Origin of the sequence: Pantoea sp. R13S299 (genome assembly GCF_048515925.1) — a bacterium.
In the GTDB taxonomy this organism is placed as follows: Bacteria; Pseudomonadota; Gammaproteobacteria; order Enterobacterales; family Enterobacteriaceae; genus Pantoea.
Map to the genome: position 1 here is coordinate 225,011 of NZ_JBLYEF010000005.1, position 22,250 is coordinate 247,260.

Consider the following 22,250-nt stretch of genomic DNA (forward strand, 5'->3'; position numbering starts at 1 on the left):
AGAGACTCTCCCCGCAAGCGGGGAGATTTTTTTATGAGGCCATAATCTGTTCGAGCTGTTCCTGCGCTTCCAGCCAGGCCATCTCAACCTCTTCCAGCGCAGATTTACTCTCCGCCTGACGCTGCAGCGCAGTGGTCAGGTCCGCTTTACGGCTCTGATCATAAATCGCACTGTCGGAGAGCTGCGCTTCGGCATCGGCCAGCTGGCTCTGCCATTTGCTCATCTGCTTTTCCAGCTTCTCTATCTCTTTGCGTAGCGGCTGCGTCTGGGTACGCAGTTCGGCATCACGGCGCTTCTGGTCTTTACGCGCCTGGGCGCTGTTGCCGTTATCCTGCTTCGGCGCGGCATCCTGTTGTGCCTGCTGTTTCTGCAGATCGCTCAGCCACTGCTGATAATCATCGAGGTCGCCCTCAAACACATCCACTTTGCCATCGTGAACCAGATAGAGATCGTCGGTGGTCGCGCGCAGCAGGTGACGATCGTGCGAGACCACGACCAGCGCACCTTCGAAGTCGATCAGTGCTTCGGTCAGCGCCTGGCGCATATCGAGATCCAGGTGGTTGGTCGGTTCATCCAGCAGCAGCAGGTTAGGGCGCTGCCAGACAATCAGCGCCAGCACCAGTCGCGCTTTCTCACCGCCGGAGAAGCGTTCGGTGTTCTCAGTCACTTTGTCGCCACGGAAATCGAAGCCGCCCAGATAGTCACGCAGCTGCTGTTCCAGCACTTTAGGTGCTATGCGCGACAGATGCTGCAGCGGCGACTCATCGGCCCGCAGGTACTCCAGCTGATGCTGGGCGAAGTAACCGAGCTTGATCCCTTTTGCCAGCCCCATCTTGCCGTCCATCGCCTCCAGCTCACCCGCCAGCAGCTTAATCAGCGTCGATTTACCGGCGCCGTTACGTCCCAGCAGGCCGATGCGCGAGCCAGGCACCAGGTTGAGCTTGATGGCGTCGAGAATAATACGATCGCCATAACCCGCGGTGACCTTCTCCATTTTCATCAGTGGATTAGGCAGGTTCTCCGGCTTGCGGAAGGTAAAGCTGAACGGATTGTCGACGTGGGCCGGCGCGATCATCTCCATGCGTTCCAGCATTTTGATACGGCTCTGTGCCTGCTTCGCCTTGGTGGCCTGCGCACGGAAGCGATCAATGTAGCTGTGTAAGTGCGCCACTTTCTCCTGCTGACTCTCATACAGCGCCTGCTGCTGAGCCAGCTTGGCGACGCGCTGCCGCTCAAAGGAGCTGTAGTTACCGGTGTATTCGAACATCGACTCCTGTTCGATATGAATAATTTTGTCGATGACCGGATCGAGGAAGTCACGATCGTGCGAGATCAGGATCAGCGTGCCTTCATAACTCTTCAGCCAGCGCTCCAGCCAGATCACCGCATCGAGATCGAGGTGGTTGGTCGGTTCATCCAGCAGCAGCAGATCGGAACGGCAAATCAGCGCCTGAGCCAGGTTGAGGCGCATGCGCCAGCCACCGGAGAAGTCGCTGACCGGACGCTGCAGCTGTTCCTGGCTAAAGCCCAGACCATGTAGCAGGCTTGAGGCGCGCGCATGGATGCTCCACGCCTGCACCGCATCCAGCTTGCCATGCAGCAGCGCGATGGCATTGCCATCGTCGCGCAAATTGGCGTCCGCCAGTTCTGCCTCAAGCTCACGGAACTGACGATCGCCATCAATGACGTACTCCAGCGCGGCTTTATCCAGCGCAGGGGTTTCCTGATTCACCCAGGCCAGCGCCCAGTGAGAGGGGAACGTGACGGTACCGGCATCGCTGGTGATTTCACCTTTTAACAGCGACAGCAGCGTGGATTTACCACAGCCGTTTTTACCCACCAGCCCGACCTTCTGGCCGGGATTAATGGTGGCGGTGGCGTTGTCGAGCAGGACGCGGATGCCGCGGCGAATTTGTAAGGCTGAGAAGACAATCATGTAAGCGCCGTATCGTCAGAATATGTTAATTTACTGGCAACATAATGAGATTTTGCTGCGTCGTGCATGGTAGCGGAAAACCGCACCAATGACGACGCTTTGGAGGGAAAGGATGTCGCAGCCACCCAGGGTTTTGCTGCTTTATGCTCATCCGGAATCACAGGATTCGATCGCGAATCGGATTTTGCTGCAGCCGGCTCAGGCACTGGAACACGTCACCGTGCACGATCTGTACGCGGCCTATCCGGATTTTTTTATCGATATTCATCATGAACAACAATTACTGCGCGAACATGACGTCATCATTTTCCAGCATCCGCTCTATACCTATAGCTGTCCGGCGTTGCTGAAAGAGTGGCTGGATCGGGTGCTGTCGCGCGGCTTCGCCAATGGCGTGGATGGCAATGCGCTGGAAGGTAAATACTGGCGTAGCGTGGTGACGACCGGAGAACCGGAAAGCGCCTTTAAACAGCAGGGCCTGAACCGCTATTCGCTCAACGACATTATGCGTCCTTTTGAGCTGACCGCGCAGATGTGCCGTATGCACTGGATGCCGCCGATGATCGTCTACTGGGCGCGTCGTCAGAGCCCTGAATTAATGAAAAATTATGCCCGCGCCTATGGCGACTGGCTGGCAGCACCGCTGCCGAATGGAGGGGTATAGATGGAAGGGCAAACGCTGCTGACCGCCGGGGTGATTTATCTGGTCGCGGCGGTCTTGATTGTGCCGGTTGCGGCTCGCCTCGGTATTGGTGCTGTTCTGGGTTATCTGGTGGCGGGTATCGCCATCGGTCCGTGGGGGTTAGGCTTTATCAGCGACGTCGACGAGATTCTTCACTTCTCTGAGCTCGGCGTGGTTTTCCTGATGTTTATTATCGGGCTGGAGCTGAACCCGGCAAAGCTGTGGGCGCTGCGCCGCTCCATTTTTGGCGTCGGCGCGGCGCAGGTCATCTTCTCAGCGGCGATTCTCGGCGGCTTATTGTGGCTGACCGACTTTAGCTGGCAGGCGGCGATCATCGGCGGGATTGGTCTGGCGATGTCCTCGACCGCCATGGCGCTGCAGCTGATGATGGATAAAGGCATGAACCGCAGCGAAGCGGGGCAGTTGGGCTTTTCGGTGCTGCTGTTTCAGGATATCGCGGTGATTCCTGCCCTGGCGCTGATCCCGCTGCTGGCCGGAACCGACAGCGGTCATATCGACTGGATGAAGGTCGGTATGAAAGTGCTGGCGTTTGCCGGGATGCTGGTGGGCGGACGCTATCTGCTGCGGCCAATCTTCCGTTACATCGCCGCATCGGGCGTGCGGGAAGTCTTTACCGCGGCTTCGCTGCTGCTGGTGCTGGGTTCCGCGTTGTTTATGGATGCGCTGGGCCTGTCAATGGCGCTGGGGACCTTTATTGCCGGGATCCTGCTGGCGGAGAGCGAATATCGCCATGAGCTGGAAGTCGCTATCGACCCGTTCAAGGGTTTACTGCTGGGCCTGTTCTTTATTTCGGTGGGCATGGCGCTCAACCTCGGTGTGCTCTATACCCATATTGTGACCATCCTGCTGGGCGTCGTGACGCTGGTGGCGGTGAAAACGCTGGTGCTCTATCTGCTGGGGCGCATTTATGGCCTGCGCAGTTCAGAGCGGCAGCAGTTTGCAGGCGTGCTGAGTCAGGGGGGCGAATTCGCCTTTGTCCTCTTCTCAGCGGCCTCCTCGGCTAAGCTCTTCTCAGGCGATCAACTGCCGATGCTGCTGGTAACGGTGACGCTGTCGATGATGACCACGCCGTTGCTGATGAAAGGTATCGATCGTCTGCTGGCACGCCGCTTCAACGAGCCGGATGAAAATGCGGAGAAACACTTTGTTGAAGACGATCAGCCACAGGTGATTGTGGTGGGCTTTGGTCGCTTCGGTCAGGTGGTGGGCCGCTTACTGATGGCGAACAATAAACGCATCACCGTGCTGGAGCGCGACATCAGTGTGGTGAGTCTGATGCGCAAATATGGCTATAAAGTCTATTACGGCGACGCCACCGAGTTGGAGTTACTGCGTGCCGCCGGTGCGGCCAGCGCGCAGTCGATTGTGATCACCTGTAATGAGCCTGAAGATGTGATGACTATCGTGCATCTGTGCCAGCAACATTTCCCGCAGTTGCAGATTCAGGCGCGCGCCCGTGGCCGTGTGGAAGCGCACGAGCTGTTACAGGCGGGCGTCACGCAGTTCTCGCGTGAGACCTTCTCCAGTGCGCTGGAGCTGGGCCGTAAGACATTGATGTCGCTGGGGATGCATCCCCATCAGGCGCACCGCGCCCAGCAGCATTTCCGCCGGCTTGATATGCGGATGCTGCGCGAGCTGGTGCCGACGCTCTCTGAAAGCGCGGCGCAGGCGTCGCGCGTCCGTGAAGCGCGGCGTGAACTGGAAGATATCTTCCAGCGCGAAATGCAGCGCGAGAAGCGACAGATCGACGGCTGGGACGATGATGAATAACCTCTTTAAACAGGCAGAAGCTAATGCGTAAACGTTTTATTGCCGGTGCGACATGCCCGCACTGCCAGGAGAAGGACACGCTGGCGATGTGGCGTGAAAATAATGTCGATGTGGTGGAGTGCGTAAAGTGTGGTCACCAGATGCGCGAAGCAGACAAACAGGCGCGCGATCAGGTTCGTACCAATGAGCAGGTTATCGGTATTTTCCATCCGGAGTAGCGGAATCGGGCAGCTTTTTTTACGCTTAAACTTACAGCGGGATTGAATTCCGTTACAATTGCCGCCATTAAGGCTGAAGTCGCAAGAGAAAGTGAAACCCCTCTTGTACTCAGCCCCGAACCTTTCTGGTTGGTGTTATTGCACGCAAGAATAGACCAATGAGACGGGATCTCAGCTCTCAACGGTTAGGAGATATCATGAAAGTAGCAAAAGACCTGGTGGTAAGCCTGGCCTATCAGGTACGTACAGAAGACGGCGTGTTAGTTGACGAGTCACCGGTGAGTGCACCGTTAGACTACCTGCACGGTCATGGTTCCCTGATTTCTGGTCTGGAAAATGCGCTGGAAGACCACGTTGCCGGCGACAAGTTTGACGTGCATATCCCGGCAAACGATGCTTACGGTCAGTACGATGACAACCTGGTGCAGCGCGTTCCTAAAGACGTCTTCATGGGCGTTGACGAACTGCAGGTTGGCATGCGCTTCCTGGCAGAGACCGATCAGGGTCCGGTACCAGTAGAAATCACCGAAGTGGAAGACGATCACGTCGTGGTTGATGGTAACCACATGCTGGCGGGTCAGAACCTGAACTTCAACGTTGAAGTGGTTGCTATCCGTGAAGCCACACCGGAAGAACTGGCTCATGGCCACGTTCACGGTGCAGATGGCCATCATCATGACCACGATCACGGCCATGATCACGACCACGACCATGATCACGGTAAAGGCGGTTGTGGTACTGGTGGTTGCGGCTGCAGCCACTAAGTCTCAACAGACCTTTAAAGGCCACCTCCGGGTGGCCTTTCTTTTGGCTGTCATTCTGGTTCTTCCCGGCTTAACCGGGGCAAGTTGACCTGCGATCAGTAGTGCGGGGGCGGGGTCTCTTCAGACTGTGAGGCGACGATCGAGGGCGCATTCGCTTTGAGCTTGTCGGTTAAGATGCGCATCTGCTCACGCATCTTATTCATCTCCAGCTCGTGCTGAACCACCGCACTGTTCAGCTGATCGATCGTCATCTCCTGAAAGGCCAGTTTGCTCTCTAGCGTCTCCAGACGCTGTTCCCACTCAGATTGTTGCATGACCTGTTCCTCTGTTAAGGTGCGACTCGGGGCGTGATTCTACGACCTGAAGGCCAGGAATCACCTGTTTTTTTACGCCCGGAGGCGTTGCGCTTGAAAAAAGGTAGCGCGGTATCATCTCTGATGAAACTTCCCGATGTTATAAAGGTCGGAGGTAGACCGGGTAATTACATTGTGGGAGTGTTCGACACTGCCACGTAAAGTTATAGTGTGGGCCCTGAAGTCCGCAATGTTTCCCGAGGTTAGACGCTTCGGTTTTGGAGAATGGATGAAATCACTGTTTAAAGTCACATTGTTAGCTACCACCATGGCTGTTGCACTGAATGCACCAATGGCAATGGCAGCAGACACCGCTGCAGCGCCACAGGCTGCACCAGCTGCCGCGCCACAGTCCGCGCCTCAGGCACCTAAGAATGCTGCTTTCAAAGATGAAGACCAGCAGTCTGCCTACGCACTGGGTGCTTCACTGGGTCGCTACATGGACAACTCCCTGAAGGAACAGGAAAAACTGGGCATCAAACTGGATAAGCAGCAGCTTATTGCAGGTGTTCAGGATGCGTTTGGTGGCAAGAGCAAACTGTCTGACGAAGAGATTGAGCAGACGCTGCAATCCTTTGAAGGCCGCGTGAAAGGCGCAGCCTCAGCGAAAATGGAAAAAGATGCGAAAGAGAACTCTGAAAAGGGTGAAGCCTTCGCAACCAAATTTGCTAAAGAGAGCGGCGTGAAGAAAACCGAAAGCGGCCTGCTGTATAAAGTTGAGAAAGAGGGTACCGGCGAGGCACCTAAAGACAGCGACACTGTAGTAGTGAACTACAAAGGTACGCTGATCGACGGCACGGAATTCGACAACTCTTATACCCGTGGCGAGCCACTTTCATTCCGTCTGGATGGTGTTATCCCAGGCTGGACTGAAGGTCTGAAGCACGTGAAGAAAGGCGGCAAGATTAAGCTGGTGATCCCACCGAATCTGGCTTACGGCAAAAATGGCGTTCCGGGCATTCCGGCTAACTCCACTCTGGTATTTGATGTTGAGTTGCTTGATATCAAACCAGCGCCTAAAGCAGATGAAAAAGCACAGGCCCCTGCGCCTGCTGCTGCAGAAAAAGCGCAGTAATCTGCTGACCGCCGCCTCCGGGCGGCGGTTTCATTTTAGCTTCACGACAAACCTCTGGCATAAGCCGACGACATTTGCCAGACTAATGCCTGCCTAATTATCCCATATTGAGTCTGCCCATAAGCCGCTGTGACAGGCTCCAGCCATTCAGGGTGATACTCTTCAATGTCTAATCCATTCAATCCGGGTGAACTGAGCGACTTCGATCTTCTGGAGCAGCGCCCGTTCGAAGAAACTGATTACGATATTCTGAAATCGTACGAGGCTGTCGTGGATGGCCTGGCGATGTTGATCGGCTCGCATTGTGAAATCGTCCTGCACTCGCTTGAAGATCTTAAGTGCTCGGCCGTGCGTATCGCCAATGGGGAACACACCGGTCGTAAGGTGGGTTCACCTATCACCGATTTAGCCCTGCGGATGCTGCACGATATGCATGGCGCGGACAGCAATGTCTCCCGTGCCTATTTCACGCGTGCCAAAAGCGGCGTGCTGATGAAGTCGGTCACGATTGCGATTCGCAACCGTCAGCAACGGGTCATTGGTCTGCTCTGCATCAACATGAACCTTGATGTGCCGTTCTCACAGATCATGTCGACCTTTATGCCGCCTGAGATGCAGCAGGTTGACTCCAACGTCAACTTTGCCAGTTCAGTCGATGATCTGGTGATGCAGACACTGGAGTTCACCATTGAAGAGGTGAGCGCGGATCGCAATGTGTCGAACAATGCCAAGAATCGCCAGATTGTGCTCAACCTGTATGAGAAGGGAATTTTCGATATCAAAGATGCCATCAACCAGGTGGCCGATCGGCTAAACATCTCGAAGCACACCGTCTATCTCTACATCCGCCAGTTTAAAAATGGCGACTTCCAGGGACAGGATCGGTAATGCGTTACACCCTGATGGTCACCGGCCCGGCTTATGGGACGCAACAGGCGACCAGTGCATACCTGTTCGCCCGCGCGCTGCTGACGGCGGGCCATCAGCTTGAAAGCGTGTTCTTCTATCGCGAAGGGGTGCTGAACGCTAACCAGCTCACCGCACCTGCCAGTGATGAGTTTGACCTGGTGCGCGCGTGGCAGGCATTACATCAGGAGCAGGGTGTGGCACTGAACATCTGTGTGGCGGCCGCGCTGCGGCGAGGCGTCAGCGATGCGCAGGAAGCGGCCCGACTCCAGTTGGCGGGCAGTAACCTGCAGCCTGGCTTTACGCTGAGTGGGCTGGGTGCGCTGGCGGAAGCGGTGCTGAGCTGTGAACGTATGGTGCAGTTCTGATGAATCGTGTCGCATTTGTCTTTACCCGGGCACCGCATGGCAACAGTGCAGGGCGCGAAGGATTGGATGCCGCGCTGGCCACGGGTGCACTCAGTGAAGATATCGGCCTGTTTTTTATCGGTGATGGTGTGCTGCAGCTGAATCTGCATCAGCAACCTGGGACGATTAAGAGCCGTCACTATGCCGCGACCTTTGGCGTGCTGTCGCTGTATGACATTGAGCAGTGCTATCTCTGTCGGACATCGCTGATAGCGCGTGGATTAGAGGTTGACGCTGACCGGTTGCTGGATGTTACGCTACTGGACGCGCCGGAGTTACGGCAGATGCTGGCCAGCTACGATCGCATCCTTACTTTTTAAGAGACGTTAATGCTGCACACTTTAATGCACTCACCGGCACACAGTGACCTTGAGACCCTGCTTTTGATGGCAGGTGCAGGCGATGACCTGCTGCTGCTGCAGGATGGCGTACTGGCCGCCTTAGCCGGTAGCCGTGCATTGATGCGGCTCTCAGAGAGCGAAGCGACACTGTGGGTGCTGGACGAAGATGTTCAGGCTCGCGGCCTAACTGGACAAATTTCGACCAGCGTACAGTCAATAGACTATAATGGCTTTGTCACGCTAACGATCAGGCATCAGCAACAAATCGTGTGGTAATCGGCTAAAACCTGGTTATTTCTTGACACCCCTTTGACTCAGCCCTAAAATTCTGCCTCCTCGTAATTCTACGAGGCGATTTATTACGTGTTTACGAAGCAAAAGCAAATCCAGGAGCTATTTAATGGCAACAGTTAACCAGCTGGTTCGCAAACCACGCGTCCGCAAAGTTGCAAAGAGCAACGTGCCGGCGCTGGAAGCTTGCCCGCAAAAACGTGGCGTTTGTACTCGTGTGTACACCACCACTCCTAAGAAACCAAACTCCGCACTGCGTAAAGTCTGCCGTGTGCGTTTGACCAACGGTTTTGAAGTTACCTCCTACATTGGTGGTGAAGGTCATAACCTGCAGGAACACTCCGTGATCCTGATCCGTGGCGGTCGTGTAAAAGACTTGCCAGGTGTGCGTTACCACACCGTTCGTGGCGCGCTTGACTGCTCAGGTGTTAAAGACCGTAAGCAGGCTCGCTCCAAGTACGGCGTGAAGAAGCCAAAGGCTTAATGGTTCTCCGTTAAGTAAGGCCAAACGTTTTAAATTAAATGTCATAATAAACTCATAGAGTTTTGGACAATCCTGAATTAACAACGGAGTATTTCCATGCCACGTCGTCGCGTCATTGGTCAGCGTAAAATTCTGCCAGATCCTAAGTTCGGATCAGAGCTGCTGGCCAAATTTGTAAATATCCTGATGGTAGATGGTAAGAAATCTACTGCAGAATCAATCGTTTATACCGCGCTTGAGACCCTGGCTCAGCGTTCAGGTAAAAACGCACTGGAATCTTTTGAAGTAGCCCTCGAAAACGTGCGCCCGACTGTCGAAGTTAAGTCACGTCGCGTTGGTGGTTCTACTTATCAGGTACCAGTAGAAGTCCGTCCGGTTCGTCGTAATGCTCTGGCAATGCGCTGGATCGTAGATGCTGCTCGTAAACGCGGTGATAAATCAATGGCTCTTCGCCTGGCGAACGAACTTTCTGATGCTGCAGAGAACAAAGGTACTGCAGTTAAGAAACGTGAAGACGTTCACCGCATGGCAGAAGCCAACAAGGCGTTCGCACACTACCGTTGGTAATCACCACGTAGTAGTTAAACCAGCGGGCGCTCAATCAGCCAACCCGCTGGGGTCGACTTACCTTGAACGTCCGAGAATCAGAGGAATCAAATGGCTCGTAAAACACCCATTGCTCGCTACCGTAACATCGGTATCAGTGCGCACATCGACGCCGGTAAGACTACCACTACCGAACGCGTTCTGTTCTACACCGGTGTAAACCACAAAATCGGTGAAGTACACGACGGCGCAGCAACTATGGACTGGATGGAGCAGGAACAGGAACGTGGTATTACCATCACTTCCGCTGCGACCACCTGTTACTGGTCTGGTATGGCCAAGCAGTTTGAACCACACCACATCAACATCATCGACACCCCAGGACACGTTGACTTCACCATCGAAGTTGAACGTTCTATGCGTGTGCTCGATGGCGCAGTAATGGTTTATTGTGCTGTAGGTGGTGTTCAGCCGCAGTCTGAGACCGTATGGCGTCAGGCTAACAAATATAAAGTTCCACGCATCGCGTTCGTTAACAAAATGGACCGCATGGGTGCTAACTTCCTGAAAGTTGTTGGTCAGATCGAATCACGTCTGGGCGCAACTCCAGTTCCTCTGCAGCTGGCTATCGGCGCAGAAGAGAAATTCACTGGTGTTGTTGACCTGGTGAAAATGAAAGCAATCAACTGGAACGACGCAGATCAGGGTGTAACCTTCGACTACGAAGATATTCCAGCTGATATGCAGGAACTGGCTGAAGAATGGCATGCGAAGCTGGTTGAAGCCGCTGCTGAAGGCTCTGATGAGCTGATGGAGAAATTCTTCGGTGGTGAAGAACTGACTGAAGAAGAGATCAAAACCTCTCTGCGTCAGCGTGTACTTCGCAACGAAATCATCCTGGTAACCTGTGGTTCTGCATTTAAGAACAAAGGTGTTCAGGCGATGCTGGATGCAGTTGTTGAATATCTGCCAGCACCGACTGACGTTACCGCGATTAACGGTATGCTGGACGACGGTAAAGACACGCCGGCTGTTCGTCACTCTGATGACAACGAGCCGTTTGCTGCACTGGCGTTCAAAATCGCTACCGACCCGTTCGTGGGTAACTTAACCTTCTTCCGCGTTTACTCTGGTGTGGTTAATACGGGTGACACCGTGTTCAACCCGGTTAAGTCAAACCGTGAGCGTCTGGGCCGTATCGTTCAGATGCACGCTAACAAGCGTGAAGAGATTAAAGAAGTTCGTGCGGGTGATATCGCAGCTGCGATCGGCCTGAAAGATGTGACCACTGGTGACACCCTGTGTGACCCAGATAACGTCATCATCCTTGAGCGCATGGAGTTCCCGGAGCCGGTAATCTCTATCGCCGTTGAGCCAAAAACCAAAGCTGACCAGGAAAAAATGGGTCTGGCTCTGGGCCGTCTGGCAAAAGAAGATCCATCATTCCGCGTATGGACTGATGAAGAATCTAACCAGACCATCATCGCGGGTATGGGTGAACTTCACCTCGACATCATCGTTGACCGTATGAAGCGTGAATTTAACGTTGAAGCAAACGTGGGTAAACCACAGGTTGCTTACCGTGAAGCGATTCGTACCAAAGTTACCGACGTTGAAGGTAAACACGCCAAGCAGTCTGGTGGTCGTGGTCAGTACGGTCATGTTGTTATCGACATGTACCCACTGGAGCCAGGTTCGAACCCGAAAGGCTACGAATTTGTCAACGACATCAAAGGTGGTGTGATTCCTGGTGAATACATCCCTGCGGTTGATAAAGGTATCCAGGAGCAGCTGAAATCAGGCCCTCTGGCTGGCTATCCGGTTGTGGATCTGGGCGTTCGTCTGCACTATGGTTCATACCATGATGTCGACTCCTCAGAACTGGCGTTTAAACTGGCCGCATCTATTGCCTTCAAACAAGGCTTTAAGCAAGCGAAACCAGTTCTGCTTGAACCTATCATGAAGGTTGAAGTTGAAACGCCAGAAGAGAACACGGGTGATGTCATCGGTGACCTTAGCCGTCGTCGTGGTATGCTCAAAGGGCAGGAATCTAACGCTACTGGCGTTCAGATTCACGCTGAAGTTCCGTTGTCTGAGATGTTCGGATACGCAACTCAACTGCGTTCTCTGACCAAAGGTCGTGCTTCGTACTCCATGGAGTTCCTGAAGTATGACGATGCGCCGAACAACGTAGCGCAGGCCGTTATTGAAGCTCGTGGCAAATAAGCTACGGTTTAAATTTGAACTGATGCCTTCACCCAGATGGTGAAGGCACAACGTAAGGAATTATCGCCATGGCGAAAGAGCAATTTCAGCGTAACAAACTGCACGTAAACGTGGGCACCATCGGTCACGTCGACCACGGTAAAACCACTCTGACTGCAGCTATCACCACCGTACTGTCTAAAACTTTCGGTGGCCAGGCTCGTGCATTCGATCAGATCGATAACGCACCAGAAGAGAAAGCACGTGGTATCACCATCAACACTTCACACGTTGAATATGAAACCCCAACTCGCCACTATGCGCACGTTGACTGCCCAGGCCACGCCGACTATGTGAAAAACATGATCACCGGTGCTGCGCAGATGGACGGCGCGATCCTGGTTGTTGCTGCGACTGATGGCCCTATGCCACAGACCCGTGAGCACATCCTGCTGGGTCGTCAGGTTGGCGTTCCTTACATCATCGTGTTCCTGAACAAGTGCGACATGGTTGATGATGAAGAGCTGCTGGAACTGGTAGAAATGGAAGTTCGTGACCTGCTGTCAGCATATGACTTCCCAGGCGACGACACTCCAATCGTTCGTGGTTCTGCTCTGAAAGCACTGGAAGGCCAACCTGAGTGGGAAGCTAAAATCCTGGAGCTGGCTGAGCATCTGGATAGCTACATCCCAGAACCACAGCGTGCAATCGATAAGCCGTTCCTGCTGCCAATCGAAGACGTATTCTCAATCTCTGGCCGTGGTACCGTTGTTACCGGTCGTGTTGAGCGCGGCATCGTTAAAGTCGGCGACGAAGTTGAAATCGTTGGTATCAAAGATACCGTGAAATCAACCTGTACCGGTGTTGAGATGTTCCGTAAGCTGCTGGACCAGGGTCAGGCAGGCGAAAACTGTGGTGTTCTGCTGCGCGGTATCAAGCGTGAAGACATCCAGCGTGGCCAGGTTCTGGCTAAGCCAGGCTCAATCAAGCCGCACACCCAGTTCGAGTCAGAAGTTTACGTTCTGTCTAAAGACGAAGGTGGTCGCCATACTCCGTTCTTCAAAGGCTATCGTCCACAGTTCTACTTCCGTACAACTGACGTGACCGGCTCAGTAGAGCTGCCAGAAGGCGTTGAAATGGTAATGCCAGGCGACAACATCAAAATGGTTGTTACCCTGATCCACCCAATCGCAATGGACGAAGGTCTGCGCTTCGCAATCCGCGAAGGTGGCCGTACCGTTGGCGCGGGTGTTGTTGCTAAAGTTATCGCTTAATTGTGATATCTGCTGTGGTCGTGCAAACGGCCACTGCAACACAGTGAAAAGAGCACTTCGGTGCTCTTTTTTTTTGCTTAAATATGGCCATAACCCTGCAAAGGGTGGGTTTGTAATAAAAACGATTCGCATTTACACTGTGTACAGAAAATGTACCTGAGTGATGAATCAATGTACGTCTGCCTCTGTAATGCCATTAGTGATAAAACCCTTCGTGAAGTCGTGCGTCGCTATCAACCTAAATCCATCCAGCAACTGCGCCAGTTTGTGCCGGTCGGCAAACAATGCGGCAAGTGCGTTCGCGCTGCGCGGGAAATCATGGATGAAGAGATGCAGCATGCACCGCTCTATAAAGAGATAGCCTGATTAGCTGTTGATGTGTGAATACCCACAATATCTGTCGCGTTTTTTTGACTTCTTTTTAACCACATCTACGCTCTAATAAACCAGACGCGGAGGGTTAACAATGAAGGGCGATATCAAAGTTATCAGTCATCTCAACAAACTGCTTGGAAATGAAATGGTTGCCATCAATCAGTACTTCCTGCATGCGCGCATGTTTAAGAACTGGGGTCTGACGCGCCTCAACGACGTGGAGTACCACGAATCGATCGACGAGATGAAGCATGCCGATAAGTATATTGAGCGCATTCTTTTTCTTGAAGGGATCCCAAACCTTCAGGATCTGGGACGGCTACGAATCGGTGAGGACGTCGAGGAGATGCTGAGTTCAGACCTGAATCTTGAACTTGAAGGCGCTAAGGATCTTCGTGAAGCCATCTCCTATGCTGACAAAGTGCATGACTATGTCAGCCGTGACATGATGATTGAAATCCTGGCTGATGAAGAACATCACATCGACTGGATTGAGACAGAACTTGAGTTAATCCAGAAGATGGGTATCCAGAACTATCTACAGGCTCAAATCAAAGAAGAGTGAATCGGGTCTGCAGCACGATTATTACCCAGCCCGCGATGGCCAGGAAAGGGCCAAACGGCAGCGGGCTGTCCCCCTGCATTAACCCCCGTAGTTGCAGCATTACGATTGCCGCCAGCGCCAGCAGAGTGGCACCCAGCGCAATCCAGGGTAACGCCTGCCAGCCACAGCAGGCACCTAACGCTGCGAATAGCTTCATATCGCCATAACCTAATCCTTCGTACCCCCGAACCTGCCGATAGCTCCAGGCAAGTAGCCACAACGCACAGTAACCCGACAGTGCGCCCCATATCACCGCTGTTTCGTTACCGGTCACGCTGGCGTGGAGTAATCCCAGCCAGAGCAGCAGATAGCTGAGTGGGTCAGGTATACAGAAGTGGTGACGATCAATGGCAGCCATCAGAAACAACAGGCTGGAGACAGTAATGATGAAGATAGCCTCTGCAGTATCGGTGAAGCTTTGCAGCACCAGCAGGCAGAGCATTGCGACCAGCCATTCAGCGACGAAGCTGTCTGCGCTAAATGGACGATGACAGGAGCGACACCGTCCTTTTAAGCCCGCCCAACTGACAAGGGGCAAAACGTCACGCCACAGCAAGCGCTGCTGACAATGGTCACACTGTGAACCGGGAACGCAAAGCGAGGCAAACCACTGAGCGGGTGAGAGAGCGGGGGAGAAGCGCGCACAGGCCAGCGAAAGAAAGCTTCCCAAAGCGCTTCCGCAAGCCAGCACAGCAATCTGAGTGATAAGGTCGAGGGACATGTTTTTTGCTCCGGATAAAAGGTTAGGAGCACTCTCTTTGTCTTCCTGTTCCCTGTCATCTATGAATGAATAACTGTGGAAATGCGCTCACGACGTAATGAGGGAGCTATCAGTCATACGGCAATGCAATGCGACGCGCGCCTCACGAATCAGCCACTATTTCATGGGTAAAAGGTCAACACGGGTTGCTTCCTGAACAGATTTACGTATAATGCGCGGGCCTGCAGATATTGCAGGCGCGATTCGAGCAGAATCGCAGACGGCTGAAATATAGGCCGCCTGACAATACTCCCAATTAGGGAGTTATATGCTGAACGATTACACTCTCCCATCAATCGTAATGGGCTCGAGTAGTAATTTTTTTCGTCTATAAAAAGTTTGGAGCTCTGGTCTCATGCAGAACCAAAGAATCCGTATCCGTCTTAAAGCGTTTGATCATCGTCTGATCGATCAATCAACCGCGGAAATCGTTGAGACCGCCAAGCGCACTGGTGCGCAGGTTCGTGGTCCAATCCCGCTGCCAACCCGCAAAGAGCGTTTTACTGTTCTGATCTCTCCGCACGTTAACAAAGATGCGCGTGATCAGTACGAAATCCGCACTCACAAGCGTCTGGTAGACATCGTTGAGCCAACTGAAAAAACCGTTGATGCTCTGATGCGTCTGGATCTGGCTGCCGGTGTTGACGTGCAGATCAGCCTGGGTTAATCAGGTCATCGAGCGATTGAGAGGTTGAAACAATGATTGGTTTAGTCGGTAAAAAAGTGGGCATGACCCGCATCTTCACTGAAGATGGCGTTTCTATCCCCGTCACCGTAATCGAAGTTGAAGCGAACCGCGTTACTCAGGTCAAAGGCCTGGAAAACGATGGTTACCAGGCAATTCAGGTTACCACCGGTGCTAAAAAAGCAAACCGTGTGACCAAACCTGAAGCTGGTCATTTTGCGAAAGCTGGCGTTGAAGCTGGCCGTGGCCTGTGGGAATTCCGCACCGCTGAAGGTGAAGAATACTCTGTAGGTCAGAGCATCAGCGTTGAGATTTTCGCTGAAGTTAAGAAAGTTGACGTAACCGGTACCTCTAAAGGTAAAGGTTTCGCCGGTACCGTTAAGCGCTGGAACTTCCGTACCCAGGACGCTACTCACGGTAACTCCTTGTCTCACCGCGTTCCGGGTTCTATCGGTCAGAACCAGACTCCGGGCAAAGTGTTCAAAGGCAAGAAAATGGCAGGTCAGCTGGGTAATGAGCGCGTAACCGTTCAGAGTCTGGACGTAGTACGTGTTGACGCTGAGCGCAACCTGCTGCTGGTTAAAGGTGCAGTTCCCGGTGCTACCGGTAGCGACCTGATCGTTAAACCAGCTGTGAAGGCGTAAGGGGATAGCAATGGAATTAGTATTGAAAGACGCGCAGAGCGCGCTGACTGTTTCCGAAACTACCTTCGGTCGTGATTTCAACGAAGCGCTGGTTCACCAGGTTGTTGTTGCTTACGCATCTGGCGCCCGCCAGGGTACTCGTGCGCAGAAAACTCGCGCCGAAGTAACTGGTTCAGGCAAAAAGCCATGGCGTCAAAAAGGCACCGGCCGTGCGCGTGCAGGTTCTGTAAAGAGCCCAATCTGGCGTTCAGGTGGTGTGACGTTTGCTGCGAAGCCGCAGGACCACAGTCAAAAAGTTAACAAAAAGATGTACCGCGGCGCGCTGAAAAGCATCCTGTCCGAACTGGTACGTCAAGATCGTCTGATCGTTGTCGAATCATTTGCTGTAGAAGCACCGAAAACCAAGCTGCTGGTACAGAAACTGAAAGACATGGCTCTGGAAGACGTGCTGATCATCACCGGTGAACTGGATGAGAATCTGTTCCTGGCTGCGCGTAACCTGTACAAGGTTGACGTGCGTGATGCATCCGGTATCGACCCAGTTAGCCTGATCGCCTTCGACAAAGTCGTTATGACTGCTGATGCAGTTAAGCAAGTTGAGGAGATGCTGGCATGATCCGTGAAGAACGTCTGCTGAAAGTACTGCGCGCGCCGCACGTATCTGAAAAAGCATCTAGCGCGATGGAAAAAACCAATACCATCGTTCTCAAAGTTGCTAATGACGCGACCAAAGCAGAGATCGTTGCTGCTGTTGAGAAACTGTTCGAAGTAGAAGTTAAAGACGTAAACACCCTGGTAGTTAAGGGCAAAGTTAAGCGTCAAGGACAGCGTATCGGTCGTCGTAGCGACTGGAAAAAAGCTTACGTCACCCTGAAAGAAGGCCAGAATCTGGACTTCGCTGGCGGCGCTGAGTAAGTCGGAGGAGAAAGACAATGGCAGTTGTTAAATGTAAACCGACATCTCCGGGTCGTCGCCATGTAGTTAAAGTGGTAAACGCGGAGCTGCACAAGGGCAAACCATTCGCCCCGCTGGTAGAAAAAAACAGCAAATCCGGTGGCCGTAACAACAATGGTCGTATCACTACCCGTCATATCGGTGGTGGTCACAAGCAGGCATATCGTATTGTTGACTTCAAACGCAACAAAGATGGTATCCCGGCAATTGTTGAACGTCTTGAGTACGATCCGAACCGCTCTGCGAACATCGCACTGGTTCTGTACAAAGATGGCGAACGCCGTTACATCCTGGCCCCTAAAGGCCTGAAAGCCGGCGACCAGATCCAATCTGGCGTTGATGCTGCGATCAAAGCAGGTAACACTCTGCCGATGCGTAACATCCCGGTGGGTTCAACCGTGCATAACGTAGAAATGAAACCAGGCAAAGGCGGTCAGATTGCTCGCTCAGCCGGTGCTTACGTGCAGATCGTTGCTCGTGAAGGTTCTTACGTTACCCTGCGTCTGCGTTCTGGTGAAATGCGTAAAGTCGAGTCTGACTGCCGCGCAACACTGGGCGAAGTCGGCAACGCTGAGCACATGCTTCGCGTTCTGGGTAAAGCTGGTGCAGCCCGTTGGCGTGGTGTTCGTCCGACCGTTCGTGGTACCGCGATGAACCCAGTTGATCACCCGCACGGTGGTGGTGAAGGTCGTAACTTTGGTAAGCACCCGGTAACTCCGTGGGGCGTTCAGACCAAAGGTAAGAAGACCCGTAGCAACAAGCGTACCGATAAGTTTATCGTACGTCGCCGTAGCAAATAATATTAGAGGATAAGCCATGCCACGTTCTCTCAAGAAAGGTCCTTTTATTGACCTGCACTTGCTGAAGAAGGTAGAGAAAGCGGTGGAAAGCGGTGACAAGAAGCCTTTGCGCACTTGGTCCCGTCGTTCAACGATCTTTCCTAACATGATCGGTTTGACCATCGCTGTCCATAATGGTCGTCAGCACGTTCCTGTCTTTGTTTCCGACGAAATGGTTGGTCACAAACTGGGTGAATTCGCGCCGACACGTACTTATCGCGGTCACGCGGCTGATAAAAAAGCCAAGAAGAAATAAGTAGGAGGAAGAGATGGAAACTTTAGCTCAACATCGCCACGCTCGTTCTTCTGCTCAGAAGGTTCGCCTTGTTGCTGACCTGATTCGCGGTAAGAAAGTGTCGCAGGCACTGGACATTTTGACCTACACCAATAAGAAAGCGGCTGTACTGGTCAAAAAAGTTCTGGAATCTGCCATTGCTAACGCCGAACACAACGATGGCGCTGATATCGACGATCTGAAAATCACGAAAATTTTCGTTGATGAAGGTCCGACCATGAAACGCATTATGCCGCGTGCCAAAGGTCGTGCAGATCGCATCCTGAAGCGCACCAGCCACATTACTGTGGTTGTGTCCGATCGCTGAGACTCTGGAGACTAGCAATGGGTCAGAAAGTACATCCTAATGGTATTCGCCTGGGTATTGTAAAACCATGGAACTCTACCTGGTTTGCGAACACCAATGAATTCGCTGACAACCTGGACAGCGATTTTAAAGTACGTCAGTTCCTGACTAAGGAACTGGCTAAAGCATCTGTCTCTCGTATCGTTATCGAGCGTCCAGCGAAGAGCATCCGTGTGACTATTCACACCGCTCGTCCGGGCATCGTCATCGGTAAGAAAGGCGAAGATGTGGAAAAACTGCGCACGGTCGTCGCGAAAATCGCTGGCGTTCCTGCACAGATTAATATCGCCGAAGTCCGCAAGCCGGAACTGGACGCGAAACTGGTAGCTGACAGCATCACTTCACAGCTGGAGCGTCGTGTGATGTTCCGTCGTGCTATGAAGCGTGCAGTTCAGAACGCCATGCGTCTTGGCGCGAAGGGTATTAAAGTCGAAGTTAGCGGCCGTCTGGGTGGCGCCGAGATCGCACGTACCGAATGGTATCGTGAAGGTCGCGTGCCATTGCACACACTGCGTGCTGACATTGACTACAACACCTCTGAAGCGCACACCACTTATGGTGTAATCGGCGTTAAGGTATGGATCTTCAAAGGCGAGATCCTGGGTGGTATGGCTGCTGTTGAACAACCGGAACCGGCTGCTCAACCTAAAAAGCAGCAGCGTAAAGGCCGTAAGTAAGGAGAGTCGCTGATGTTACAACCAAAGCGTACGAAATTCCGTAAAGTGCACAAAGGCCGTAACCGCGGTCTGGCTGCGGGTACGGATGTCAGCTTCGGTACTTTCGGTCTGAAAGCTGTTGGCCGTGGTCGTCTGACTGCTCGTCAGATCGAAGCAGCACGTCGTGCTATGACCCGTGCAGTTAAGCGTCAAGGTAAGATCTGGATCCGAGTATTCCCGGACAAACCGATCACCGAGAAGCCGCTGGAAGTGCGTATGGGTAAAGGTAAGGGTAACGTAGAGTATTGGGTTGCCCTGATCCAGCCTGGTAAAGTCCTGTATGAAATGGACGGCGTACCAGAAGAGCTGGCCCGTGAAGCATTCAAGCTGGCAGCAGCAAAACTGCCTATCAAAACCACCTTTGTAACTAAGACGGTGATGTAATGAAAGCAACTGAGCTGCGTGAAAAAAGCGTTGAAGAGCTGAACACTGAGCTGCTTAATCTGCTGCGTGAGCAATTTAACCTGCGCATGCAGGCAGCATCTGGCCAACTGCAGCAGACTCATCTGCTGAAACAGGTTCGCCGTGATGTTGCACGCGTTAAGACTTTACTGACTGAGAAGGCGGGTTCGTAATGACCGATAAAATCCGTACTCTGCAGGGTCGTGTAGTAAGTGACAAAATGCAGAAATCTGCAGTTGTTGCTATCGAACGTTTTGTGAAACACCCGATCTACGGCAAATTCATCAAACGTACGACCAAGCTGCACATCCATGACGAGAACAATGAATGTGGAATTGGTGACGTGGTAGAAATCCGCGAATGCCGTCCACTGTCCAAGACTAAATCCTGGACCCTGGTTCGCGTAATCGAGAAAGCGATTCTGTAATAAGAATTGTATTCTCTGAGGAAACCCTCTGCTTCGGCAGGGGGTTTTTTTTTGCCTGTAATCGGGGGTTGATCCATTTGTGCCGGTGACAGACCAGATTTGATGGTGCTCAAAAATTTAGCAGTTCATCAGGACTAAGCTGGGACTCTTCGGGTAATGAAGCCTGAAAGCTGCGGGCCATAAAGGCCCGAGTTATTATAACTGTACAAGGAAATGTGCCGTGAAAATGGAGAGTCCTGACCGCTTACGCCGGTCACTGATAAAGTTGCCACTGTTAGCTGCGTTACCTTCGATTAGCTCTGCCAAAAGCTTGCCGCTATTATCGGGTAGCACACAATCACAACCCACAGGCAATAGCATGGAACGAACTCTGTTACTGAAGAATGCCGAATGCGTAGTCTGCATGGATGCCGACCGTCGGGAAATACGGAATGCCAGTATTCTGATTAAAGGAAATCAGATCGTTGCGGTCGGGGAAGCAGGATCGTTACCCGATAGCGCAGATGAGATTATCGATCTGCGGGGACACATTGTTATTCCTGGCCTGATCAATACGCATCACCATATGTACCAGAGCCTGACCCGGGCCATACCTGCCGTACAAAACGGTGAACTTTTTAACTGGCTCACCCACCTCTATCCACTGTGGCAGAATCTGACCCCTGAGATGATTCATATCTCAACGCAGATCTCGATGGCCGAATTAATGCTCTCCGGCTGCACCACTACCAGTGACCATCTCTATGTCTACCCGAATGGCTGTAAGCTTGATGACAGCATCGAGGCTGCGGCCTTAATGGGTATGCGTTTCCATGCAAGCCGGGGCAGCATGAGCGTGGGCAAATCCCAGGGTGGCCTGCCGCCTGATTCGCTGGTCGAGAATGAGGCAGCGATCCTGAAAGATACACAACGCGTGATTGAGCGCTACCACGATGACAGCCATGGTTCGATGTTACGTATCGTGGTGGCGCCATGTTCGCCGTTCTCAGTCAGTCGTGAGCTGATGAAGCAATCTGCTGGGCTGGCACGAAGCTTCAAAGTCTCTATGCACACTCATCTGGCGGAGAACGACAGCGATATCCGTTATAGCCGGGAAAAGTTCAACATGACGCCAGCGCAGTATGTTGAAGACCTCGGCTGGGTAGGACCGGATGTCTGGCATGCGCACTGTGTCAAACTGGATCAGCATGGTATAGAGCTCTTTGCGCGCACTGGTACCGGCATCGCCCATTGTCCCTGCTCGAACATGCGTCTCGGCTCGGGCATTGCTCCAATACGCCACATGTGTGATGCCGGCGTCCACGTCGGTATGGGTGTGGATGGCTCGGCCTCCAATGACAGCTCAGATATGATGGCAGAAGTACGTCAGGCGATGCTGCTGCAACGTGTTGGTTTCGGCCCGGATGCGATGACGGCGCGTCAGGCGCTGGAGCTGGCGACGCTGGGTGGAGCAAAAGTGCTTAACCGCGATGATGTGGGCGCTATTGCTCCGGGAATGATGGCTGACCTGGCGATCTTTGATCTGAATCGCATCGGTCTTGCCGGGGCAGGGCACGATCCTGTCGCTGCACTGGTATTCTGTAATCCGGGACATGTCGCTTACAGCATCATCAACGGAAAAGTCAGAGTGCGGAACGGACAACTGGCCGGAATTGAACTACCGACCGTGCTGCATCAGCATAACCAACTGGCCAGAAAACTGGTTGGTTGAGCCATAAGGGCACTTTATTTAGGGGGCGACGAAAAATAAGGCAGATTACATTTGCTACTGTTCGCACTATTCCCTAGAATACGCCCTCCCTGTCATCAGGGAAAATCAGCGGCTCGATTGAGAGCCGTTTATTTTTTCTACCCATCTGTGAGAACCGGTGTTACAATGCCGCGCCCTCAATTATGGGGCTTTCTAACGACCTGAGGTTTAGGTCCCGAA

At 52.9% G+C, this 22,250-nt stretch carries 30 protein-coding genes; 27 read left to right on the forward strand and 3 right to left on the reverse strand.

The genetic code is table 11. The features are described from left to right. Positions 1 to 31: 31 nt before the first annotated feature. Entirely contained in the window at positions 32 to 1,936 is a 1,905-nt protein-coding gene (locus ACN1CO_RS20160; protein WP_419140438.1) for an ABC transporter ATP-binding protein, read from the reverse strand. Between the two features lie 112 nt (positions 1,937 to 2,048). Here ACN1CO_RS20160 and kefG point away from each other — a divergent pair, with 112 nt between their 5' ends. The 4 genes from kefG (at position 2,049) to slyD (ending at position 5,391) form a co-directional block, all read left to right on the forward strand. Continuing rightward, positions 2,049 to 2,600, forward strand: a complete 552-nt coding sequence (kefG, locus tag ACN1CO_RS20165; protein WP_419140439.1) for a glutathione-regulated potassium-efflux system ancillary protein KefG — start codon at positions 2,049 to 2,051, stop codon at positions 2,598 to 2,600. After that, positions 2,601 to 4,409, forward strand: coding sequence for a glutathione-regulated potassium-efflux system protein KefB (kefB, locus tag ACN1CO_RS20170; RefSeq protein ID WP_419140440.1), 1,809 nt, complete (start codon positions 2,601 to 2,603; stop codon positions 4,407 to 4,409). A 23-nt stretch (positions 4,410 to 4,432) separates the two neighbouring features. Continuing rightward, positions 4,433 to 4,627 carry a YheV family putative zinc ribbon protein gene (locus ACN1CO_RS20175; RefSeq protein WP_010253033.1) on the forward strand — a complete coding sequence of 65 codons (195 nt, stop codon included), beginning with the start codon at positions 4,433 to 4,435 and terminating at the stop codon, positions 4,625 to 4,627. 197 nt (positions 4,628 to 4,824) lie between these two features. After that, positions 4,825 to 5,391: a peptidylprolyl isomerase gene (gene slyD, locus ACN1CO_RS20180; protein ID WP_419140441.1), complete on the forward strand. Its 567-nt coding sequence runs from the start codon at positions 4,825 to 4,827 to the stop codon at positions 5,389 to 5,391. 95 nt (positions 5,392 to 5,486) lie between these two features. Here the strand turns inward: slyD and ACN1CO_RS20185 are convergent, their stop codons facing one another. Beyond that, positions 5,487 to 5,705, reverse strand: coding sequence for a SlyX family protein (locus ACN1CO_RS20185; protein ID WP_010253031.1), 219 nt, complete (start codon positions 5,703 to 5,705; stop codon positions 5,487 to 5,489). Positions 5,706 to 5,973: 268 nt separating this feature from the next. Between ACN1CO_RS20185 and fkpA the strand changes: the two genes are divergently transcribed. The 11 genes from fkpA to bfr all read left to right on the forward strand — a co-directional run bounded on the left by fkpA (position 5,974) and on the right by bfr (position 14,213). Continuing rightward, positions 5,974 to 6,819, forward strand: a complete 846-nt coding sequence (fkpA, locus tag ACN1CO_RS20190; protein ID WP_136196208.1) for an FKBP-type peptidyl-prolyl cis-trans isomerase — start codon at positions 5,974 to 5,976, stop codon at positions 6,817 to 6,819. Between the two features lie 165 nt (positions 6,820 to 6,984). Continuing rightward, positions 6,985 to 7,707: a helix-turn-helix transcriptional regulator gene (locus tag ACN1CO_RS20195; protein WP_013359249.1), complete on the forward strand. Its 723-nt coding sequence runs from the start codon at positions 6,985 to 6,987 to the stop codon at positions 7,705 to 7,707. Beyond that, positions 7,707 to 8,093, forward strand: coding sequence for a sulfurtransferase complex subunit TusD (gene tusD / locus ACN1CO_RS20200; RefSeq protein WP_419140442.1), 387 nt, complete (start codon positions 7,707 to 7,709; stop codon positions 8,091 to 8,093). The genes ACN1CO_RS20195 and tusD overlap by 1 nt, the downstream gene beginning before the upstream one ends. Further along, on the forward strand, positions 8,093 to 8,452 hold the full coding sequence (gene tusC / locus ACN1CO_RS20205) for a sulfurtransferase complex subunit TusC (RefSeq protein WP_419140443.1): 360 nt from the start codon (positions 8,093 to 8,095) through the stop codon (positions 8,450 to 8,452). The genes tusD and tusC overlap by 1 nt, the downstream gene beginning before the upstream one ends. Positions 8,453 to 8,461: 9 nt before the next feature. Further along, the gene (tusB, locus tag ACN1CO_RS20210; protein WP_419140444.1) at positions 8,462 to 8,749 is read left to right on the forward strand and encodes a sulfurtransferase complex subunit TusB; all 288 of its coding nucleotides are present in this window, start codon (positions 8,462 to 8,464) and stop codon (positions 8,747 to 8,749) included. Between the two features lie 124 nt (positions 8,750 to 8,873). Continuing rightward, positions 8,874 to 9,248, forward strand: a complete 375-nt coding sequence (gene rpsL, locus ACN1CO_RS20215; protein WP_003852912.1) for a 30S ribosomal protein S12 — start codon at positions 8,874 to 8,876, stop codon at positions 9,246 to 9,248. Between the two features lie 96 nt (positions 9,249 to 9,344). Beyond that, positions 9,345 to 9,815, forward strand: coding sequence for a 30S ribosomal protein S7 (rpsG, locus tag ACN1CO_RS20220; protein ID WP_003852909.1), 471 nt, complete (start codon positions 9,345 to 9,347; stop codon positions 9,813 to 9,815). Positions 9,816 to 9,905: 90 nt separating this feature from the next. Continuing rightward, positions 9,906 to 12,020, forward strand: a complete 2,115-nt coding sequence (gene fusA, locus ACN1CO_RS20225; protein ID WP_419140445.1) for an elongation factor G — start codon at positions 9,906 to 9,908, stop codon at positions 12,018 to 12,020. A 68-nt stretch (positions 12,021 to 12,088) separates the two neighbouring features. Next, a complete protein-coding gene (gene tuf / locus ACN1CO_RS20230) occupies positions 12,089 to 13,273 on the forward strand; it encodes an elongation factor Tu (protein WP_283546941.1) in 1,185 nt (394 codons plus the stop codon). A gap of 171 nt (positions 13,274 to 13,444) precedes the next feature. After that, on the forward strand, positions 13,445 to 13,639 hold the full coding sequence (gene bfd / locus ACN1CO_RS20235) for a bacterioferritin-associated ferredoxin (protein ID WP_033784140.1): 195 nt from the start codon (positions 13,445 to 13,447) through the stop codon (positions 13,637 to 13,639). A 100-nt stretch (positions 13,640 to 13,739) separates the two neighbouring features. Continuing rightward, positions 13,740 to 14,213: a bacterioferritin gene (bfr, locus tag ACN1CO_RS20240; protein WP_419140446.1), complete on the forward strand. Its 474-nt coding sequence runs from the start codon at positions 13,740 to 13,742 to the stop codon at positions 14,211 to 14,213. On the opposite strand, the gene ACN1CO_RS20245 is transcribed toward bfr, so the two are convergent. Continuing rightward, entirely contained in the window at positions 14,200 to 14,973 is a 774-nt protein-coding gene (locus tag ACN1CO_RS20245; RefSeq protein ID WP_419140447.1) for a prepilin peptidase, read from the reverse strand. The genes bfr and ACN1CO_RS20245 overlap by 14 nt on opposite strands. A gap of 394 nt (positions 14,974 to 15,367) precedes the next feature. On the opposite strand from ACN1CO_RS20245, the gene rpsJ reads away from it, so the two are divergent. The 12 genes from rpsJ (at position 15,368) to ACN1CO_RS20305 (ending at position 22,031) form a co-directional block, all read left to right on the forward strand. Then, positions 15,368 to 15,679: a 30S ribosomal protein S10 gene (gene rpsJ / locus ACN1CO_RS20250; protein ID WP_001181005.1), complete on the forward strand. Its 312-nt coding sequence runs from the start codon at positions 15,368 to 15,370 to the stop codon at positions 15,677 to 15,679. Positions 15,680 to 15,711: 32 nt separating this feature from the next. Next, positions 15,712 to 16,341: a 50S ribosomal protein L3 gene (gene rplC, locus ACN1CO_RS20255; RefSeq protein ID WP_003850712.1), complete on the forward strand. Its 630-nt coding sequence runs from the start codon at positions 15,712 to 15,714 to the stop codon at positions 16,339 to 16,341. Between the two features lie 10 nt (positions 16,342 to 16,351). Then, positions 16,352 to 16,957: a 50S ribosomal protein L4 gene (gene rplD / locus ACN1CO_RS20260; RefSeq protein WP_003850711.1), complete on the forward strand. Its 606-nt coding sequence runs from the start codon at positions 16,352 to 16,354 to the stop codon at positions 16,955 to 16,957. Further along, positions 16,954 to 17,256, forward strand: a complete 303-nt coding sequence (gene rplW / locus ACN1CO_RS20265) for a 50S ribosomal protein L23 (protein WP_003850708.1) — start codon at positions 16,954 to 16,956, stop codon at positions 17,254 to 17,256. Before rplD ends, rplW begins: the two co-directional genes overlap by 4 nt. Positions 17,257 to 17,273: 17 nt before the next feature. Then, complete coding sequence (rplB, locus tag ACN1CO_RS20270; RefSeq protein WP_090967268.1) at positions 17,274 to 18,095, forward strand: 50S ribosomal protein L2; 822 nt, start codon at positions 17,274 to 17,276, stop codon at positions 18,093 to 18,095. Between the two features lie 16 nt (positions 18,096 to 18,111). Further along, the gene (rpsS, locus tag ACN1CO_RS20275; protein WP_001138115.1) at positions 18,112 to 18,390 is read left to right on the forward strand and encodes a 30S ribosomal protein S19; all 279 of its coding nucleotides are present in this window, start codon (positions 18,112 to 18,114) and stop codon (positions 18,388 to 18,390) included. Between the two features lie 13 nt (positions 18,391 to 18,403). Further along, positions 18,404 to 18,736, forward strand: a complete 333-nt coding sequence (gene rplV / locus ACN1CO_RS20280) for a 50S ribosomal protein L22 (protein ID WP_008927136.1) — start codon at positions 18,404 to 18,406, stop codon at positions 18,734 to 18,736. Between the two features lie 17 nt (positions 18,737 to 18,753). Next, a complete protein-coding gene (rpsC, locus tag ACN1CO_RS20285; protein ID WP_008927135.1) occupies positions 18,754 to 19,452 on the forward strand; it encodes a 30S ribosomal protein S3 in 699 nt (232 codons plus the stop codon). Positions 19,453 to 19,464: 12 nt separating this feature from the next. Then, the gene (rplP, locus tag ACN1CO_RS20290; RefSeq protein ID WP_008927134.1) at positions 19,465 to 19,875 is read left to right on the forward strand and encodes a 50S ribosomal protein L16; all 411 of its coding nucleotides are present in this window, start codon (positions 19,465 to 19,467) and stop codon (positions 19,873 to 19,875) included. After that, positions 19,875 to 20,066, forward strand: coding sequence for a 50S ribosomal protein L29 (gene rpmC, locus ACN1CO_RS20295; RefSeq protein ID WP_003850146.1), 192 nt, complete (start codon positions 19,875 to 19,877; stop codon positions 20,064 to 20,066). Before rplP ends, rpmC begins: the two co-directional genes overlap by 1 nt. Further along, entirely contained in the window at positions 20,066 to 20,320 is a 255-nt protein-coding gene (gene rpsQ, locus ACN1CO_RS20300) for a 30S ribosomal protein S17 (RefSeq protein WP_313656354.1), read from the forward strand. Before rpmC ends, rpsQ begins: the two co-directional genes overlap by 1 nt. Positions 20,321 to 20,678: 358 nt before the next feature. After that, a complete protein-coding gene (locus ACN1CO_RS20305) occupies positions 20,679 to 22,031 on the forward strand; it encodes an 8-oxoguanine deaminase (protein WP_419140448.1) in 1,353 nt (450 codons plus the stop codon). The last annotated feature ends 219 nt before the right edge of the window (positions 22,032 to 22,250 follow it).

What these genes read in the sequence shown, in the direction of transcription:
- ACN1CO_RS20160 (WP_419140438.1), bottom strand. Translation starts at nt 1,936, where the DNA reads ATGATTGTCTTCTCAGCCTTACAAATTCGCCGCGGCATCCGCGTCCTG.
- kefG (WP_419140439.1), top strand. Translation starts at nt 2,049, where the DNA reads ATGTCGCAGCCACCCAGGGTTTTGCTGCTTTATGCTCATCCGGAATCA.
- kefB (WP_419140440.1), top strand. Translation starts at nt 2,601, where the DNA reads ATGGAAGGGCAAACGCTGCTGACCGCCGGGGTGATTTATCTGGTCGCG.
- ACN1CO_RS20175 (WP_010253033.1), top strand. Translation starts at nt 4,433, where the DNA reads ATGCGTAAACGTTTTATTGCCGGTGCGACATGCCCGCACTGCCAGGAG.
- slyD (WP_419140441.1), top strand. Translation starts at nt 4,825, where the DNA reads ATGAAAGTAGCAAAAGACCTGGTGGTAAGCCTGGCCTATCAGGTACGT.
- ACN1CO_RS20185 (WP_010253031.1), bottom strand. Translation starts at nt 5,705, where the DNA reads ATGCAACAATCTGAGTGGGAACAGCGTCTGGAGACGCTAGAGAGCAAA.
- fkpA (WP_136196208.1), top strand. Translation starts at nt 5,974, where the DNA reads ATGAAATCACTGTTTAAAGTCACATTGTTAGCTACCACCATGGCTGTT.
- ACN1CO_RS20195 (WP_013359249.1), top strand. Translation starts at nt 6,985, where the DNA reads ATGTCTAATCCATTCAATCCGGGTGAACTGAGCGACTTCGATCTTCTG.
- tusD (WP_419140442.1), top strand. Translation starts at nt 7,707, where the DNA reads ATGCGTTACACCCTGATGGTCACCGGCCCGGCTTATGGGACGCAACAG.
- tusC (WP_419140443.1), top strand. Translation starts at nt 8,093, where the DNA reads ATGAATCGTGTCGCATTTGTCTTTACCCGGGCACCGCATGGCAACAGT.
- tusB (WP_419140444.1), top strand. Translation starts at nt 8,462, where the DNA reads ATGCTGCACACTTTAATGCACTCACCGGCACACAGTGACCTTGAGACC.
- rpsL (WP_003852912.1), top strand. Translation starts at nt 8,874, where the DNA reads ATGGCAACAGTTAACCAGCTGGTTCGCAAACCACGCGTCCGCAAAGTT.
- rpsG (WP_003852909.1), top strand. Translation starts at nt 9,345, where the DNA reads ATGCCACGTCGTCGCGTCATTGGTCAGCGTAAAATTCTGCCAGATCCT.
- fusA (WP_419140445.1), top strand. Translation starts at nt 9,906, where the DNA reads ATGGCTCGTAAAACACCCATTGCTCGCTACCGTAACATCGGTATCAGT.
- tuf (WP_283546941.1), top strand. Translation starts at nt 12,089, where the DNA reads ATGGCGAAAGAGCAATTTCAGCGTAACAAACTGCACGTAAACGTGGGC.
- bfd (WP_033784140.1), top strand. Translation starts at nt 13,445, where the DNA reads ATGTACGTCTGCCTCTGTAATGCCATTAGTGATAAAACCCTTCGTGAA.
- bfr (WP_419140446.1), top strand. Translation starts at nt 13,740, where the DNA reads ATGAAGGGCGATATCAAAGTTATCAGTCATCTCAACAAACTGCTTGGA.
- ACN1CO_RS20245 (WP_419140447.1), bottom strand. Translation starts at nt 14,973, where the DNA reads ATGTCCCTCGACCTTATCACTCAGATTGCTGTGCTGGCTTGCGGAAGC.
- rpsJ (WP_001181005.1), top strand. Translation starts at nt 15,368, where the DNA reads ATGCAGAACCAAAGAATCCGTATCCGTCTTAAAGCGTTTGATCATCGT.
- rplC (WP_003850712.1), top strand. Translation starts at nt 15,712, where the DNA reads ATGATTGGTTTAGTCGGTAAAAAAGTGGGCATGACCCGCATCTTCACT.
- rplD (WP_003850711.1), top strand. Translation starts at nt 16,352, where the DNA reads ATGGAATTAGTATTGAAAGACGCGCAGAGCGCGCTGACTGTTTCCGAA.
- rplW (WP_003850708.1), top strand. Translation starts at nt 16,954, where the DNA reads ATGATCCGTGAAGAACGTCTGCTGAAAGTACTGCGCGCGCCGCACGTA.
- rplB (WP_090967268.1), top strand. Translation starts at nt 17,274, where the DNA reads ATGGCAGTTGTTAAATGTAAACCGACATCTCCGGGTCGTCGCCATGTA.
- rpsS (WP_001138115.1), top strand. Translation starts at nt 18,112, where the DNA reads ATGCCACGTTCTCTCAAGAAAGGTCCTTTTATTGACCTGCACTTGCTG.
- rplV (WP_008927136.1), top strand. Translation starts at nt 18,404, where the DNA reads ATGGAAACTTTAGCTCAACATCGCCACGCTCGTTCTTCTGCTCAGAAG.
- rpsC (WP_008927135.1), top strand. Translation starts at nt 18,754, where the DNA reads ATGGGTCAGAAAGTACATCCTAATGGTATTCGCCTGGGTATTGTAAAA.
- rplP (WP_008927134.1), top strand. Translation starts at nt 19,465, where the DNA reads ATGTTACAACCAAAGCGTACGAAATTCCGTAAAGTGCACAAAGGCCGT.
- rpmC (WP_003850146.1), top strand. Translation starts at nt 19,875, where the DNA reads ATGAAAGCAACTGAGCTGCGTGAAAAAAGCGTTGAAGAGCTGAACACT.
- rpsQ (WP_313656354.1), top strand. Translation starts at nt 20,066, where the DNA reads ATGACCGATAAAATCCGTACTCTGCAGGGTCGTGTAGTAAGTGACAAA.
- ACN1CO_RS20305 (WP_419140448.1), top strand. Translation starts at nt 20,679, where the DNA reads ATGGAACGAACTCTGTTACTGAAGAATGCCGAATGCGTAGTCTGCATG.